General features: G+C 72.0%; 14 protein-coding genes. 9 read left to right on the top strand and 5 right to left on the bottom strand.

Features of this window, described 5'->3' with window-relative positions; genetic code table 11:
• Window positions 1–90 precede the first annotated feature (90 nt).
• From ACZ4M3_RS04675 to ACZ4M3_RS04655, 5 genes are all read left to right on the top strand, one after another.
• Window positions 91–1293 carry a sensor histidine kinase gene (locus tag ACZ4M3_RS04675; protein ID WP_467730227.1) on the top strand — a complete coding sequence of 401 codons (1203 nt, stop codon included), beginning with the start codon at window positions 91–93 and terminating at the stop codon, window positions 1291–1293.
• A gap of 335 nt (window positions 1294–1628) precedes the next feature.
• Complete coding sequence (locus ACZ4M3_RS04670; protein WP_467730225.1) at window positions 1629–2918, top strand: sensor histidine kinase; 1290 nt, start codon at window positions 1629–1631, stop codon at window positions 2916–2918.
• Window positions 2919–3085: 167 nt separating this feature from the next.
• Window positions 3086–3745: a response regulator transcription factor gene (locus ACZ4M3_RS04665; RefSeq protein ID WP_467730796.1), complete on the top strand. Its 660-nt coding sequence runs from the start codon at window positions 3086–3088 to the stop codon at window positions 3743–3745.
• A 232-nt stretch (window positions 3746–3977) separates the two neighbouring features.
• Window positions 3978–5927, top strand: coding sequence for a 2-oxoacid:acceptor oxidoreductase subunit alpha (locus ACZ4M3_RS04660; protein WP_467730223.1), 1950 nt, complete (start codon window positions 3978–3980; stop codon window positions 5925–5927).
• Window positions 5920–6993, top strand: coding sequence for a 2-oxoacid:ferredoxin oxidoreductase subunit beta (locus tag ACZ4M3_RS04655; RefSeq protein ID WP_467730221.1), 1074 nt, complete (start codon window positions 5920–5922; stop codon window positions 6991–6993). The genes ACZ4M3_RS04660 and ACZ4M3_RS04655 overlap by 8 nt, the downstream gene beginning before the upstream one ends.
• 32 nt (window positions 6994–7025) lie before the next feature.
• Here ACZ4M3_RS04655 and ACZ4M3_RS04650 read toward each other — a convergent pair whose 3' ends face one another.
• On the bottom strand, window positions 7026–7400 hold the full coding sequence (locus ACZ4M3_RS04650) for a winged helix-turn-helix transcriptional regulator (RefSeq protein WP_467730219.1): 375 nt from the start codon (window positions 7398–7400) through the stop codon (window positions 7026–7028).
• A 94-nt stretch (window positions 7401–7494) separates the two neighbouring features.
• Between ACZ4M3_RS04650 and ACZ4M3_RS04645 the strand changes: the two genes are divergently transcribed.
• The 3 genes from ACZ4M3_RS04645 to ACZ4M3_RS04635 all read left to right on the top strand — a co-directional run bounded on the left by ACZ4M3_RS04645 (window position 7495) and on the right by ACZ4M3_RS04635 (window position 11100).
• Window positions 7495–8352: an SDR family oxidoreductase gene (locus tag ACZ4M3_RS04645; RefSeq protein ID WP_467730217.1), complete on the top strand. Its 858-nt coding sequence runs from the start codon at window positions 7495–7497 to the stop codon at window positions 8350–8352.
• A gap of 133 nt (window positions 8353–8485) precedes the next feature.
• Entirely contained in the window at window positions 8486–9559 is a 1074-nt protein-coding gene (gene rarD, locus ACZ4M3_RS04640) for an EamA family transporter RarD (protein ID WP_467730215.1), read from the top strand.
• Between the two features lie 206 nt (window positions 9560–9765).
• Window positions 9766–11100, top strand: a complete 1335-nt coding sequence (locus ACZ4M3_RS04635; protein WP_467730213.1) for a M28 family metallopeptidase — start codon at window positions 9766–9768, stop codon at window positions 11098–11100.
• Between the two features lie 39 nt (window positions 11101–11139).
• Here the strand turns inward: ACZ4M3_RS04635 and ACZ4M3_RS04630 are convergent, their stop codons facing one another.
• The 4 genes from ACZ4M3_RS04630 to ACZ4M3_RS04615 form a co-directional block, all read right to left on the bottom strand.
• The gene (locus tag ACZ4M3_RS04630) at window positions 11140–11556 is read right to left on the bottom strand and encodes a hypothetical protein (RefSeq protein ID WP_467730211.1); all 417 of its coding nucleotides are present in this window, start codon (window positions 11554–11556) and stop codon (window positions 11140–11142) included.
• Complete coding sequence (locus ACZ4M3_RS04625) at window positions 11553–11756, bottom strand: hypothetical protein (protein ID WP_229873387.1); 204 nt, start codon at window positions 11754–11756, stop codon at window positions 11553–11555. The genes ACZ4M3_RS04630 and ACZ4M3_RS04625 overlap by 4 nt, the downstream gene beginning before the upstream one ends.
• A gap of 111 nt (window positions 11757–11867) precedes the next feature.
• Window positions 11868–13115, bottom strand: a complete 1248-nt coding sequence (locus tag ACZ4M3_RS04620; protein WP_467730209.1) for a LolA family protein — start codon at window positions 13113–13115, stop codon at window positions 11868–11870.
• A 227-nt stretch (window positions 13116–13342) separates the two neighbouring features.
• Complete coding sequence (locus tag ACZ4M3_RS04615) at window positions 13343–14353, bottom strand: polyprenyl synthetase family protein (protein ID WP_453355031.1); 1011 nt, start codon at window positions 14351–14353, stop codon at window positions 13343–13345.
• Window positions 14354–14634: 281 nt separating this feature from the next.
• On the opposite strand from ACZ4M3_RS04615, the gene ACZ4M3_RS04610 reads away from it, so the two are divergent.
• Window positions 14635–16668, top strand: a complete 2034-nt coding sequence (locus tag ACZ4M3_RS04610; protein WP_467730207.1) for a CocE/NonD family hydrolase — start codon at window positions 14635–14637, stop codon at window positions 16666–16668.
• Window positions 16669–16696: the final 28 nt, after the last annotated feature.

The following is a 16696-nucleotide window of genomic DNA, read 5'->3' as shown; positions in this document are numbered from 1 at the left end:
CCTGGGCCACAGCGGGTGGGGTTATCCCCCGTTCACTGCGGGCGGGCCACCCCATGGCATCCGGGGTGCGCGCTTGGCAGGCTGTGGCGCATGACCGCGAGCAGCCGCACCCCCGATGACGACCGCCCTCCCGTCCTCCGGGGCGCCTTCGACGTCTCGACGTGGAAGGAGATCGCGTACCTGCTGAGCAATATGGCGGTGGCGTTGATCGGTTTTGTTTACACGGTTGTCATGATTGCGGCGACGGGCGTGCTGTCCGTGACCGTCGTCGGACTGCCGTTGCTCGCGTGCGGCCTGTGGGGAGCGCGGCAGCTCGGGAAGCCGGAACGCGCGCGGGCCCGGGGGCTGCTGGGAGTACGCGTGGACGAGCCGACGCCGCTGCCCGGGCCGGAGCGCTCCGGCGGGTTCTTCCCCTGGCTGTGGACGGGCATCAAGGATCCGGTGGCGTGGCGGACCGTGCTGTACGCGACGATCCGGCTGCCGTGGGGACTGCTGACCTCCATTATCGCGCTGGCCGGGCTGTTCGTGCTGTGGCCGGTGCTGCCGTGGCTGGTGCGCGGCCTGGCCAACGTGGACCGGGCGATGGTACGGGGCCTGCTGTCGCCGTCCGACGGGCTGGAGCGGCGCATCGCGGAGCTGGAGTCCGGCCGGGGGGTGGTCGTGGACACGGCCGCCGCCGACCTGCGGCGCATCGAACGGGATCTGCACGACGGGGCGCAGGCGCGGCTGGTGGCGCTCGCCATGGGGCTGGGCCTGGCGAAGGAGAAGCTGCTGGAGGACCCGGACGCGGCGGCGGCGATGGTGGACGAGGCGCACGGGGAGGTGAAGATCGCCCTCCAGGAGCTGCGGGACCTCGCGCGGGGGATCCATCCGGCGGTGCTGACGGACCGGGGGCTCGACGCGGCGCTGTCGTCGTTGGCGTCGCGGTGCCTGGTGCCGGTGAAGGTGGCGGTGGACCTGCCGGGGCGGCCGGCGGCGGCGATCGAGGGGATCGCGTACTTCGTGGTGTCGGAGCTGCTGCAGAACGTGAGCAAGCATGCGCGGGCGCGGGGCGCGAGCGTGGAGGTGTGGCGGACGGGGGGCCGGACGCGGGGTCGGGGGGCGGGACGGCTGCTGATCCGGGTGTCGGACGACGGGCGGGGCGGAGCCGGTCCCCTGGCCGGGGGTGGGTCGGGGATGGCGGGGCTCGCGGAGCGGGTGGGGGCGGTGGACGGGGTGTTCTTGGTGGACTCGCCGGTGGGCGGGGGGACGGTGGTGACGGCGGAGCTGCCGTGGCGCGACCGCGCGGTGTAGCGGGCCGGGGGCTCCGCCGGTCCCGGGCTTTGCCGGTGCGGCGCCGTTGCGCGGAGCGGCCCCGGCTGCGCCGGGCTTTCGGGGTTCCGCCCCGTACCCTCCCCCAGACTCCGTCCGGGGGCCCCACGCCTCAAACGCCGGCGAGGCCGGGTTTGCCGGACCCCACGCCTCAAACTCCCCCAGCTACCGCCGGGAGGGACCCCCACGGGGCTGGAGTTGCGCCGGGCCGGGGGTGGGGTTAACCCCCCGCTCAGGAGGCCCACGGGCCGGATGGTTGCGGGGTGGGGAGCGCGGCAGGGTGGAGGGGGAGTTCGGGAGATACGGAGGGCGGGGACATGGGGCAGGGCAGTGGGGTCGGGCGAGTGGTGCGGAGGCCCGTGGCGGGGCGGACCTGGCGGGAGTTCGGATACCTGATCACCGGGTTCCCGCTGAGCCTGGTGTACCTCGGGCTCACCGTCACCGGGCTCGGCCTCGGTGCGGGGCTGCTGGTCACCTTCCTCGGGGTACCCGTGCTGGCCGGGGTGCTCGCGATGGGCCGGGGGTTCGGCCGGGTGGAACGGGCCCGGGTGCGCGGGCTGCTGGGCGCGGAGGTCGGGGAGCCGGCGCCGGTCCGGGCCCGCAAGCCCGGGGTGTTCCCCGCGATGGGGGCCGTACTCAAGAGCGGGAGCGCCTGGCGGCACGTGCTGTACCCGGTGCTCCACTTCCCCTGGGCGGTGTTCGGGTTCACCCTGGCACTGGTGTTCTGGGTGTGCGGGTGGTCCATGCTGCTCTACCCGCTGTGGTTCTGGGTCTTCCCGGCCTTCACCCAGCAGTCCGGGCTGGTCGTCTTCCAGAACGACAGCTACTCCTTCACCCTGGACACGCCCGCGGCCATCGCAGCCGCCGCCCTGTGCGGCCTCGCCCTCACCCTCGCCACCCCGTGGGTGATCCGCGCCCTGACCACCGTGGACCGCGTCCTCGTGACCGCCCTCCTCGGCCCGTCCCGGCTGGACAGCCGCGTCAGCGAGCTGGAATCCGACCGCGGCGCGGTCGCGGATGCGGCCGCCGCCGACCTGCGCCGCATCGAGCGCGACCTGCACGACGGGGCGCAGGCCCGGCTGGTGGCGCTGGCCATGGATCTGGGGCTGGCCAAGGAGAAGCTGGCCGGGGATCCGCACGGCGCGGCCCGGATGGTGGACGAGGCGCACGGCGAGGTGAAGATCGCCCTCCAGGAGCTGCGGGACCTCGCGCGCGGGATCCATCCGGCCGTCCTCACCGACCGGGGGCTGGACGCGGCGCTGTCCTCGGTGGCCTCGCGCTGCGCGGTACCGGTGAAGGTGGCGGTGGAGCTGCCGGAGCGGCCTTCGGCCTCGGTCGAGGGGATCGCGTACTTCACGGTCTCCGAGCTGCTGCAGAACGTCAGCAAGCACGCCCGGGCCGGTACCGCGAGCGTCGACGTGTGGCGGTCGGGGGACCGGCTGCTGCTCCAGGTGTCCGATGACGGCCGGGGCGGCGCGGACGCGCGGGCCGGGTCGGGGCTCGCGGGGCTCGCCGGGCGGCTGGACGCGGTGGACGGGGTACTGGTCGTGGACTCCCCCGTCGGCGGCGGCACCACCGTGACCGCCGAGCTGCCCTGGCGCGCGTAGGCCGTCCGCCCCGGAAGGCCGGCCGCGAAACCCGCGCTCCCCGCTGCACCCACTTGGCCCGGACTGCCCTGTTCCGGGCCATCGGGCTGGGATGCTTGGCTCAGCCGTGGATCAGCGGGGTTCCGGCTTACGAGTGACGCGGGAGCTGCTGAGTCGTGGAAGACAGGGTGCGGGTGGTCATCGCCGAGGATTCAGTGCTGCTGCGTGAGGGCCTGACCCGGCTGCTGACCGACCGGGGGCATGACGTCGTGGCGGGCGTCGGGGACGCGGAAGCCCTGATCAAGACGGTGGCGGAGCTGGCCGACGAGGGCGCGTTGCCCGATGTGGTGGTGGCCGACGTACGGATGCCTCCGACGCACACCGACGAGGGGATCCGGGCCGCCGTGCGGCTGCGCCGCGATCACCCCGGGATAGGCGTGCTGGTGCTGTCGCAGTACGTGGAGGAGCAATACGCCACCGAACTGCTGGCCGGTTCCAGTACCGGGGTGGGGTACCTTCTGAAGGACCGGGTGGCCGAGGTGCGGGAGTTCCTGGACGCCGTGGTGCGGGTGGCCCGGGGCGGCACCGCCCTGGACCCCGAGGTGGTCGCCCAGCTGCTCGGACGCAGCCGGAAGCAGGACGTACTCGCGGGCCTGACTCCGCGCGAGCGCGAGGTGCTGGGGCTGATGGCCGAGGGGCGCACCAATTCGGCGGTGGCCAAGCAGCTCGTGGTGAGCGACGGGGCGGTGGAGAAGCACGTCGGCAACATCTTCATGAAGCTCGGCCTGTCCCCCAGTGACGGGGATCACCGGCGCGTACTGGCGGTTCTCACCTACCTCAAGTCCTGATCGACTGACACCCTGTCAGTCAAGGCGGGCCGGCGCGCCGCCACCGACGCACCAGCCGGTCTCCAGGGCAGCACCGCCGACCTTTTGGCATATTCGCGTACAGCACGGCGTCTGTCGGACAGACCGTCCGCGAAACGACGGTCCAGAATACGGGCGACCCAGGGACGGAAGACCCAACGGACGTAGGGTTGACCTTGGGAGCGAACGCCCGCCTCGAAGGAGGTCCAGTTCAGTGACCAGCCAGGTCAGTAGCCCGGCCGAGCAGGCCGACGGGGCCGGAGAGACCGTGGTCGGCGAGCAGCGCACGCCGCCCCGGCCAGGTGGGGACGGCAAGGAGGTCCGCCGTCTCGACCGGGTGATCATCCGGTTCGCGGGTGACTCGGGTGACGGTATGCAGCTCACCGGTGACCGCTTCACCTCGGAGACGGCGTCGTTCGGCAACGACCTCTCCACCCTGCCGAACTTCCCGGCCGAGATCAGGGCGCCTGCCGGCACTCTCCCCGGTGTCTCGTCGTTCCAGCTGCATTTCGCGGACCACGACATCCTGACGCCCGGGGACGCGCCGAACGTGCTGGTGGCGATGAATCCGGCGGCGCTGAAGGCGAACATCGCGGATGTGCCGCGCGGCGCGGAGATCATCATCAATACGGACGAGTTCACCAAGCGTCCGATGGCGAAGGTGGGCTACGAGACCTCCCCGCTGGAGGACGGCTCCCTCTCCGGCTACAACATCCACCCGGTGCCGCTCACGACACTGACGGTGGAGGCGCTCAAGGACTTCGGGCTCTCGCGGAAGGAGGCCGAGCGCAGCAAGAACATGTTCGCGCTGGGCCTGCTGTCGTGGATGTACCACCGGCCGACGGAGGGTACGGAGAACTTCCTGCGGCAGAAGTTCGCGAAGAAGCCGGACATCGCCGAGGCGAACGTGACGGCCTTCCGGGCGGGCTGGAACTTCGGGGAGACGACCGAGGACTTCGCCGTCTCCTACGAGGTGGCCCCGGCCACCCGGGCCTTCCCGGCCGGCACCTACCGCAACATCTCCGGGAACCTGGCCCTCGCGTACGGGCTCGTCGCGGCGGGCCGGCAGGCGGATCTGCCGCTCTACCTGGGCTCGTACCCGATCACCCCGGCCTCGGACATCCTGCACGAGCTGAGCAAGCACAAGAACTTCGGCGTGCGGACCTTCCAGGCGGAGGACGAGATCGCCGGCATCGGCGCGGCGCTGGGCGCGGCCTTCGGCGGCGCCCTGGCGGTGACGACCACCTCCGGCCCCGGTGTCGCGCTGAAGTCCGAGACGATCGGCCTCGCGGTCTCCCTGGAGCTGCCGCTGCTGGTCGTGGACATCCAGCGCGGCGGCCCCTCCACGGGCCTGCCGACCAAGACGGAGCAGGCCGATCTGCTCCAGGCCATGTTCGGGCGCAACGGTGAGGCCCCGGTGCCGATCGTCGCGCCCCGCACCCCGGCGGACTGTTTCGACGCGGCGCTGGACGCGGCGCGGATCGCGCTGACCTACCGCACGCCGGTCTTCCTGCTCTCCGACGGCTACCTCGCCAACGGCTCGGAGCCCTGGCGGATCCCGGAGGTCGACGACCTGCCCGACCTGCGCACCCGGTTCGCCACCGGACCCAACCACACCCTCGCCGACGGCACCGAGGTGTTCTGGCCCTACAAGCGGGACCCGGAAACCCTGGCCCGGCCCTGGGCCCTGCCCGGCACCCCCGGCCTCGAACACCGGATCGGCGGCATCGAGAAGCAGGACGGCTCGGGCAACATCTCCTACGACCCGGCCAACCACGACTTCATGGTCCGCACCCGCCAGGCCAAGATCGACGGGATCACGGTCCCGGACCTGGAGGTAGACGACCCGGACGGGGCCCGCACGCTCGTCCTGGGCTGGGGCTCCACGTACGGCCCCATCACCGCCGCCGTCCGCCGGCTGCGCGCCGAGGGGCTGCCCGTCGCCCAGACGCATCTGCGCCACCTCAACCCCTTCCCGGCCAATCTCGGCGAGGTCGTCAAGCGGTACGAGAAGGTCGTGGTGCCGGAGATGAACCTCGGGCAGCTGGCCACCTTGATCCGGGCGAAGTACCTGGTGGACGCCCAGTCGTACAACCAGGTCAACGGAATGCCGTTCAAGGCGGAACAGCTCGCGAAGGTCCTCAAGGAGGCCATCAATGACTGACCTGACCGACGCGCCGACCCCGTCGCTGCTGTCGCTGGTGCCCAAGGCCCAGGCCAAGCAGTCGATGAAGGACTTCAAGTCGGACCAGGAGGTCCGCTGGTGTCCGGGCTGCGGAGACTACGCCGTCCTCGCCGCCGTGCAGGGCTTCATGCCCGAGCTGGGGCTGGCGAAGGAGAACATCGTCTTCGTCTCCGGCATCGGCTGCTCGTCCCGCTTCCCCTATTACATGAACACCTACGGGATGCACTCCATCCACGGCCGTGCGCCCGCCATCGCCACCGGCCTGGCCACCTCCCGCCGCGACCTGTCGGTGTGGGTCGTCACCGGCGACGGGGACGCCCTGTCCATCGGCGGCAACCACCTGATCCACGCCCTGCGCCGGAACGTCAATCTGAAGATCCTGCTCTTCAACAACCGGATCTACGGTCTGACCAAGGGGCAGTACTCGCCCACCTCGGAGGTCGGCAAGATCACCAAGTCCACCCCGATGGGCTCCCTGGACGCCCCCTTCAACCCGGTCTCCCTCGCCCTCGGCGCCGAGGCCTCCTTCGTCGCCCGCACCGTCGACTCCGACCGCAAGCACCTCACCGAGGTGCTGCGCCAGGCGGCCGGCCACCAGGGCACCGCCCTCATCGAGATCTACCAGAACTGCAACATCTTCAACGACGGCGCCTTCGAGGTCCTCAAGGACCAGCAGCAGGCCCAGGAGGCCGTCATCCGCCTCGAACACGGGCAGCCGATCCGGTTCGGCGCCGACGGCCACAAGGGAGTGGTCCGCAACCAGACCACCGGTGACCTGGAGGTCGTCACCGTCACGCCGGAGAACGAGGCGCGGATCGTGGTCCACGACGCGCACGCGGCGAGCCCCACGACGGCCTTCGCGCTGTCCCGCCTCGCCGATCCCGACACGCTCCACCGGACGCCCATCGGCGTCTTCCGCGACATCGACCGGCCGGTCTACGACACGCTCATGGCCGACCAGCTCGACACCGCCGTCGACCAGCGCGGCAAGGGCGACCTCGGCGCCCTGCTCACCGGCAACGACACCTGGACGGTCGTGGGCTGAACCGCCGCCCGCTGCGAGGAGCCCGGATCCGGTCAGGGGGTCCGGGCTTCGTCGTAGCGGGCGCGGGCCGCCTGGACGTCCGCGGTCCGCCGCTCGGTCCAACGCGCGAGCGCCCGGACCTGCTCGGCCGCCTCGCGGCCGAGGCCGGTGAGCGAGTAGTCGACGCGCGGCGGTATCACCGGGTGGGCGTGGCGCAGCAGGAAGCCGTCGCGCTCCAGGGTCCGCAGGGTCTGGGCGAGCATCTTCTCGCTGACGCCGCCCACCTCCCGGCGCAGCTCGGCGAACCGGTACGGCCGCTCGGCCAGGGCCACCAGGACGAGGACGCCCCACCGGCTGGTGACGTGTTCCAGTACCCCGCGCGAGGGGCACATCGGGGCTTTCAGGCTGACCGGCTCACTTACTCCCATACCAGTACCTTACTTTGAAGTGGGTACTTCCGGATAGTTAGCGCTCTCTTTACGGTAGTGGAAGAAGCGAACGCCGTACGAAGGAGAGCCCACCATGAACCGCATCGTCGTCACCGGAGCCACCGGAGCCCTCGGCCGCCTGGTCGTGGCGGAACTGCTGTCGCAGGTCCCCGCCGACCGGATCGCCGTCGTCGTCCGGAACGAGGAGAAGGCCGCCGACCTCGCCGCGCGGGGCATCGGCGTCCGCGTCGCCGACTACGACGACCCGGCGAGCCTCACCGGCGCGTTCGCCGCGGGCGACCGGGTGCTGCTGATCTCCGGCAGCGAGGTCGGGCGGCGCGTCCCGCAGCACACCGCCGTGATCGAGGCGGCGAAGGCGGCGGGCGTCGCCCAGCTCGCCTACACCGGGATCCTCGGGGGGCCCGAGGCGGACTTCGACCTGGCGGCCGAGCACAAGGTCACCGAGCAGGCGATCCTGGACTCCGGGCTGCCCTACACCTTCCTCCGCAACGGCTGGTACCACGAGAACTACACCGCCCAGCTCCCCGTCGTCCTGGAGCACGGCGCGGTCGTGGGCAGCGCCGGCGAGGGCCGGATCGCCTCCGCCGCGCGCGCCGACTACGCGGCCGCCGCCGCGGCGGTGCTGACCGGCGAGGGGCACCTGAACCGGGTCTACGAACTCTCCGGCGACACCGCCTGGAGCCTGGAGGAGTACGCGGCCGAGGTGGCGAAGCAGTCCGGCCGGGAGGTCTCGTACGCGGCGGTCGCGGCCGACGCGCACCTGGACGTCCTCACCGGCGCCGGAGTCCCCGAGGGGTTCGCTGCGCTCCTGGTCGATGTGGACGCGGCGATATCCCGCGGCCGGCTGGCCGGCGCGAGCGGCGAGCTGTCCCGGCTGATCGGGCGGCCGACGACTCCCGTGGCGCAGGCGATCGCCTCGGCCCTGGCCTGAGTCCGCTCGGCTCCGGCCACACAAGGGCTCGAACGTGTCATGAGTATCTCCAGCTGACGGGCATGACATCGGGGCATTGCGGCGCTACGGTCGTGAGGTTGTGAGATTGGCCGGAAGTCGCACTGGAGGGCCCGTGAAGGCAAACAACGAGCAGCGCACGGGTTTGCTCTACGGATTCGGCGCATACGGGATGTGGGGGCTGGTCCCCCTCTTCTGGCCGCTCCTCAAGCCTTCCGGGGCGATCGAGATCCTCGCCCACCGCATGGTGTGGTCCCTGGCCGTGGTCGGAGTCGCACTCCTGGCGCTGCGCCGCTGGGGCTGGATCGCCGAGCTGGTGCGACAGCCGCGCAAGCTCGCGCTGACGGCGCTGGCCGCGTCCGTGATCAGCGTGAACTGGGGCCTGTACATCTGGGCGGTCAACCACGGCCAAGTGGTCGAGGCCAGCCTCGGCTACTTCATCAACCCGCTCGTCACCATCGCCCTCGGCGTCCTGGTCCTGGGCGAGCGGCTGCGCCGCGCGCAGTGGGCGGCCGTCGGCATCGGCTTCGCCGCCGTGGTGGTCCTCGCCGTCGGATACGGGCGTCCGCCGTGGATCTCGCTGGTGCTGGCCTTCTCCTTCGCCACGTACGGGCTGATCAAGAAGAAGCTCAACATGGGCGGCCTGGAGTCGCTGACCGCCGAGACCGCGCTGCTGTTCCCGCCCGCCCTGGCCTACCTGGTGTGGCTGGGGGTGCGGGGCGAGTCGACCTTCAGCCCGCAGGACCTCGGCCACTCCGCGCTGCTCGCTTCCACGGGCCTGGTGACGGCGCTCCCGCTGATCTGCTTCGGGGCCGCGGCGATCCGGGTACCGCTCTCCACCCTGGGGCTGCTCCAGTACCTGGCGCCGGTGTTCCAGTTCGGGCTGGGGGTCGTCTACTTCCACGAGGCGATGCCGCCCGAGCGGTGGGCCGGGTTCTCGCTGGTCTGGGCGGCGCTGGTGATCCTGACCTGGGAGGCGCTGCGGACCGCGCGGCGGAACCGGGCCAGGCTGGACGCGGCCGCGGCGACGGAGGCCGCTCCGGTCACGGGCATCCCCGCGCCGGGCGCTGCCCCCGCGAGCGCGGGCATCCCCGCGCCGGCGGCCGCGGGCGCGATCGCCGAAGCCCCCGACGCGACCGCCGCCGGCGCGCCGCCCGCGGCCGTGGCGCCGACCCGCGAGCCTGCGTAACGCCCGGCTCCCGCACCTCACCACCGATCCCCGGCACGGACCACCGTGCCGGGGATCGTCCGTTCACCGGACGCCGCTGACCGGATTGCGCTCTTGACGGACCGTCACTTACTCACTGAGCATCGGGCTCGCACTGACATACGCACGCTCACCTGCTCGATCCCCACCCGTTCCGTCTCATCCCCAACGGAATCCGGAGCCCCCACATGAGCTTGTCCGTCTCCCGGCGCCTTGCCGCCGCGACCGCCCTCGCGGTCACGGCCGCGGGACTGTACGCGGCAACGACCCCCGCCGCCCTCGCCGCACCGGCCGCGTCCCGCACGGCGGTCACGGCGGCGCCGACCCCGCCCGACATCCCGGTGGCCAACGTGAAGGCGCACCTGGCCCAGCTCCAGACCATCGCCACCAACAACGGCGGCAACCGCGCCCACGGCAAGTCCGGCTACAAGGCGTCGATCGACTACGCGAAGGCAAAGCTGGACGCGGCCGGGTTCACCACGACCCTGCAGAGCTTCACCTCCAGCGGCGCCACCGGCTACAACCTGATCGCCGACTGGCCGGGCGGCGACCCCAACTCGGTGCTGATGGCCGGCTCCCACCTGGACTCGGTGAACGCCGGTCCCGGCATCAACGACAACGGCTCGGGCAGCGCCGCCGTACTGGAGACCGCCCTCGCCGTTTCGCGTGCCCAGTTGCAGCCCACCAAGCACCTGCGGTTCGGCTGGTGGGGCGCCGAGGAGCTCGGCATGGTCGGCTCGAAGTACTACGTCAACAGCCTGCCGAGCGCCGAACGGTCGAAGATCTCCGGCTACCTGAACTTCGACATGATCGGCTCACCGAACCCGGGCTACTTCGTCTACGACGACGACCCGACGATCGAGCAGACCTTCAAGACCTACTTCGCGGGCCGGAACATCCCCACGGAGATAGAGACCGAGGGCGACGGCCGCTCCGACCACGCACCGTTCAAGAACGCGGGCATACCGGTCGGCGGCCTGTTCTCCGGCGCCGACTACACGAAGACCGCCGCCCAGGCGCAGAAGTGGGGCGGAACCTCCGGTCTGGCCTTCGACCGCTGCTACCACGCCTCCTGCGACACCTCCGCGAACATCGACGACACCGCGCTGGACCGCAATTCCGACGCCATCGCCTACGCGGTGTGGACCCTCGGCGCGGCCGCCACGGTGCCGCCGGGCCCGTCCTTCGAGAACACCGCGGACGTGGCCGTCCCGGACTCCCCCGCCCCGGCGGTGACCTCGCCGATCACGGTCTCGGGCGTCGCGGGCAACGCACCCGCGACCACCAAGGTCGACGTGAACATCGTCCACACCTACCGCGGTGACCTGGTGATCGACCTCATCGCCCCGGACGGTACGGCGTACCGGCTCAAGAACTCCGACTCGGACTCGGCCGACAACGTCATCGCCTCGTACACGGTGAACGCGTCGGGCGAGGTGGCCAACGGCGTGTGGAAGCTCCAGGTCAAGGACGTGGCCGCACGGGACACCGGCTACATCGACAGCTGGCGGATCACCTTCTGACCGGGCGCGGGGGAACGGCACAGGGCCGCCCCGGCTCCGCTACGCGTCCTCGCCCCGGGCCCGCAGCGAGGCCGGGAGCGGCTCCCGGATCAGGGCGCGCAGCTCCTCGGCGACCGTCCCGACGTCCGCGCGGCCGCCCTTCGCCGCCTCCACCAGATCCCCGAGCTCCTCCGGCGAGGGCAGCTGCTTCGCCCCCGCGACGCGCAGGTACGAGCGGGTGGCGGCGGCCGCGTAGAACTCGTTCATCGGGGATTCCAGCGCCGGGCACACTGCGAGGGTGTGCAGAAACGCAGCGGCCCGCCACGCGGTGTCCGGGGCGGGCTGTTCGGGCACCAGCACGAGGTCGTTCTGGTGCCGGGCGACCGCGGCGGCCACCCCGGAGGGGTCCCACACGGCGGGATCCGAGGGCAGATGATGGGCCAGGGCGGTCCAGGCCCACTCCATGGTGATCTTCAATGGCCGAACCGCTCCTGGAAGTAGCCCCAGTGGTCGGCGAACTCGTCTATGCCGGACAGGAACGACTTGCGGTCCTCGTCCAGTTCGCGTTCGGTGACCTCGGTGATCAGCGCGGTGACCGTCGTACCCAGTGCCGCCGCGCGCGCCTTGAGGCGCTCGTGGAACTCTTCGTCCAGGCGGATGGTGACGTGTCTCGACATGTCCTCCACGGTACAGCGACCGCGCTGTACGCAGGAGGGGAACGGCACGAGGGTGGCCCGGGACACAGTCCCGGGCCACCCTCGCGCGTCGTGCGGTTACTTGGCGTGCGGTTACTTGGCGGAGTTGGCCGTCTTCACCAGCGTGTCCTTGGTGACCGCGCCGACGTAGACCTTGCCGTCGTCCGTGATCAGGGCGTTGACCAGGCGGGTGGAGAAGATCCGGCCCGAGCCGAACGAGCCGGTGACCTTGTCCCCGAGGGAGTCGAGGAACTGCTTGGCCTCCTTCGGGGCGTCCTTGCCGTTGGCCGCTCCCTCGGCGTCCTTGAGGCCCTTGCCCCCGGGTACGGAGATCTGCGCGACCGAGGCCCAGCCCTCGCCCAGCACCTTCACGTCGCCCTTCCCGGCGCCGGCCGCCCCGCCCGTCAGGCCGTCCAGGCCGGGGAAGGACTCCAGGCCCTTCCACTCCTTGCCGTGGACGCCGCCCTGGCCGTCCTTGGCGTCGCCCTTGCCGTCCTTGCCGTGCCCGTCCGTCCCCTCGGTCACCTTCGCGCCCTTGGGCGCGGTGAAGGCGAAGGTGTCGGCGGCCGGCTTGGCGAAGTCCACCTTGGTGAAGCCCGCGTCCACGATCGGCTTGCCGCCCTGGCTGGACAGCAGCTGCACGCGCAGCGGCACGCCGTTCTTGGCGTCCACGGCGATCTGCACCGAGCCGACCGTGGAGCCGGCCTGCTTGGGCTTGAGCACCAGCTGGTAGGCGTCCCGCCCGGCCACCTGGGCGGTGTCGCCCACGCTGACGTCGGTGGTGGGACCGGCGGCCTTGAGGGCCTCCTGCGCCATCTCCTGCGGCGAGGCCGGCATCCGCCCGCCCGCCTTGCGCTCGACGCCCGGTCCGGACTGGACGTCCTTCTCGTGGAAGACCTCGTTGGACTTGCTGTCGTACCCCCACACGTCCTTGCCGTTGTGGGTCAGGCTGTACTCGTCCTTGCCGTCGAGGAAGGTGAGCTTCTGCCGGTCCGGCCCGTCGGCCGCGACGCGGAACGTGTGCGTACCGTTCGCCAGCTGGGCGACCTTGTCCTGCGGGTCGGCCGAGCCGCCCGTGACACCGCCGGCGCGGCCGGCGAGCAGGCCGCCCGCGAGGGTGGGCAGACCCAGATCCGTGCTGATCTTGGCGCTGCCGGAGAGCTGCTGCACGTCCGAGGCCGCGATCTTCTCGATGAGCTGCTGGGCGGTCACCTTGGGCAGGTCCGGGTTCCCGGCGTTGGCGAAGGCCGGGACCATCGCGATGGTCGCGGCCGCCACGCCGAACACCGCGACCGGTACGGCGTACCGAGCGGCCTTGCGGGTCTTCGTGTTCGTTGCCATCTTGTCTGCCTGCCTCCGTAGATGCGTCGCGTCCACCCCCGGCCGCCACTCTCACCCGATCTGGTGGGGATGTGCCTCTATCTGACCAAAGGACAGGGGCCGAAGGCGTCACTCCCCGGACTCAACTGGGCGTACAACCCAGGGATGACACGACACGGGCCCGGCATCCCCTGCCGGTAGGGGATGCCGGGCCCGTCGAAGGAGCCACCAGGACTCGGAAGACCCACTTAGCCCGCGCGGTGGACCACCGCGTCGCACAGCTCCTCCAGAGCCGACTTGGCGAAGCACTCCGGGAGCGGGGCGAGCGTGGCCCGCGCGTCCTGCGCGTAGCGGACGGTGTCGCGGCGGGCCTGCTCCAGCGCCGGGTGCACCCGCAGCCGGGCCAGGGCCTCGGCGTGCCGCGCGTCGTCGCTCAGGTCGCCGTCCAGGAGCCGTACCAGGTCCAGGTCGTCGGGGTCGCGGTCCCGCTCCGCCATCTCGCGCAGGCGCAGGACGGGCAGGGTGGGGATGCCCTCGCGCAGGTCGGTGCCCGGGGTCTTGCCGGACTCGTGGGAGTCGGAGGCGATGTCGAGGACGTCGTCGGCGAGCTGGAAGGCGATGCCGAGCCGCTCGCCGTACTGGGTCAGGATGTCGACCACGGACTCGTCGGCGCCGGCCATCAGCGCGCCGAACCGGCCGGATACGGCGATCAGCGAGCCGGTCTTGCCGGCCATGACGTCGAGGTAGTGGGCGACGGGGTCGCGGCCGTCGCGCGGGCCGGCCGTCTCCAGGATCTGGCCGGTCACCAGCCGCTCGAAGGCCTCCGCCTGGATGCGTACGGCCTCGGGTCCCAGGTCGGCCAGGATGTGCGAGGCGCGGGCGAAGAGGAAGTCACCCGTCAGGACCGCCACCGAGTTGCCCCAGCGGGTGTTGGCGCTCTCCACCCCGCGGCGGACGTCCGCCTCGTCCATGACATCGTCGTGGTACAGGGTGGCCAGGTGGGTGAGTTCCACGACCACCGCGGACGGCACGATCCCGGGCGCGTACGGGTCTCCGAACCGGGACGCGAGCAGCACCAGCAGGGGCCGGAACCGCTTGCCTCCGGCCCGCACCAGGTGCTGCGCGGCCTCGGTGATGAAGGGGACTTCGCTCTTGGTGGCCTCCAGCAGACCCGCCTCGACAGCGGCCAGTCCGGCCTGGACATCGGTCTCAAGAGCCTGGTCCCGCACGCTCAGTCCGAACGGCCCGACGACGGTCACGAGGGGTACTCCTGTCTGCTGACGATCACCTTGACGATCACATGGATTGTCGATGTGTCGCTGCCATCACTCAAGCCAGCGTATCCGGTCTGTTTTCGATCACCCAGAGCGCCTGCCCCGCCGCCACGCGCGCACCGCCCGATACACACCGGTATGTTCATCAGGAGCCGAAACAACCCGCAGATTGCGTTTCATCCAGAACTGTCACTGACATAGCCGAACGGACGGATCCGGAGGCGGCGCCACCCCTGGCCGGCCCCCGTTCACCAAGGCGGTTCCGCATGATCATCCGTACCGACTTCCCCTACGAGACCAGCCGCGAGGATGTCCGGATCCCGATGCCTGGGGGCACCTCCCAGGCCGAAGGCTCTGGGGGAGGGGTGGGACTGTACGCCCGGATCTGGCGCCCGGTCACCGACGAGCCGGTGCCGGCCCTGCTCGAATACCTCCCGTACCGGCTCACCGACCGGACCGCCGCGCGCGACCGGCAGCGCCACCCCTGGTACGCGGGCCACGGCTACGCCTCCGTACGGGTGGACGTGCGCGGCCACGGGTGCAGCGGCGGCGTGCCGGGCGACGCGTACGACGCGCGGGAACTCGCCGACGGCGTCGCGGTGGTCGAGTGGCTCGCGGCGCAGCCGTGGTGCACGGGGGCGGTCGGCATGTCCGGGATCTGCCGGGGCGGCTCCACCGGGCTCCGGATCGCCGCCCTCGCCCCGCCGGCGCTCAAGGCCGTCGTCGCGGTCTGCTGCACCGACGACCCCTACGACAACGGCGGGCACTACCTGGGCGGCTCCGTCCTGGCCGAGGACATGCACGCGCGGGCGGCGCGGATGCTGGCCCTGGCCGCACTCCCCCCGGACCCCCGGTACGCCGGCGACGGCTGGCGGGAGCAGTGGCTCACCCGCCTGGAGGCCGTGGAACCGCCGGTCCACACCTGGCTCGCGCACCAGACCCGCGACGCCTACTGGAAGCAGGGCAGCGGCCCGGAGGACCACGGGAGCATCCGGGCGGCCGTCCTGGCGGTCGGCGGCTGGCACGACCCCTCCCGGGACACCGTGCTGCGCCTGGTCGAGCACCTGCCGCGGGGCCGGGTCCGCGGGCTGATCGGCCCCTGGTCGCACCAGTACCCCGACCAGGGGCTGCCGCCGGGCCCGGCGATCGGCTTCCTCCAGGAGACCCTGCGCTGGTGGGACCACTGGCTCAAGGGTGCGGCCAACGGGGTGATGGACGAGCCACTGCTGCGCTGCTGGATCAGCGAGTCGCACCCGCCGGCCACCGTGTACGAGCAGATGGAGGGCCGCTGGACCGGCGACGCCGCCTGGCCCTCGCCCTCGGTCGTGCCGGTCTCCTACGGGCTCCAGGGCGCGCCGGTGGCGGTCGCCTCCCCGCAGCACACCGGCCTGGACGCCGGGCGGTTCCGGCCCGCCGGCCACGACGCGGACCTGCCGCCGGACCAGCGCGAGGAGGACGCGAAGTCGGCGTGCTTCGAGTTCCAGGTGGCGCCGGGCGAGCCGGTGGAGGTGCTGGGCCGGGCGCGGGTGACGCTGCGGCTGCGGATGGACGTCCCGTACGGGCAGGTGATCGCCCGGCTCTGCGACGTCGGGCCGGACGGGGCCTCGACGCTGGTCACGCGCGGTGCGCTGAACCTGTCGGCGCGCGGCGGGCGGGACCGGGCGGCGCCCTGGCCGGTGGGCTCGTACGAGGAGGTCGGCTTCGAGCTGAACGGCATCGGGTACGCGTTCCCGCCGGGCCACCGGATCCGGCTGGCGCTGTCCTCGGCGTACTGGCCGTGGGTCTGGCCGCGGGCCGGCTCGGAGGCGGGCTGGACCCTCGACCCGGCGGGCAGCACACTGGAGCTGCCGTTGCGGACGGCGGGCCCGCTGGACGGCGGCATCGTCTTCGAGGCGCCGGCACAGGCGGAGCCGCTGGGGGTCGTGTACCCCGCGACGCTGGACGAGCCGCGGCCGGAGCGGGTCGTCGTACGGGACGTCGCGCGCGGGACCTGGCGGCTGGAGGCCGACCCCCGCCGCGGCGGGACGCGGGTGTACCCGGACGGGCTGGAGTACGGGGAGGACGCGGCGGAGGAGTACGAGATCCGGTCGGCGGACGCGCTGTCCGCGCGGGCCCGCTCCGACTGGCGGATCCGGCTGCACCGGCCGGAACCGGCCTGGGAGGTCACGGTGGAGACCCGCTCGGAGGTCTCCTGCGACGCGGGCGGGTTCCTGACGTCCAACGAGGTGGTGTGCCGGGAGGGCGGCGAGGTGGTCTTCCACCGGACGTGGGAACGCCGCCTCCCGCGCACGGCGGGCTGACCGCCCCCGGGGGAGGCGGCCCAGCGGA

The sequence above is a fragment of the Streptomyces sp. NPDC026522 genome (genome assembly GCF_055567555.1).
The sequence above is the reverse complement of the archived record's forward strand: the minus strand, read 5'-3'. Positions and strand labels throughout refer to the sequence as shown.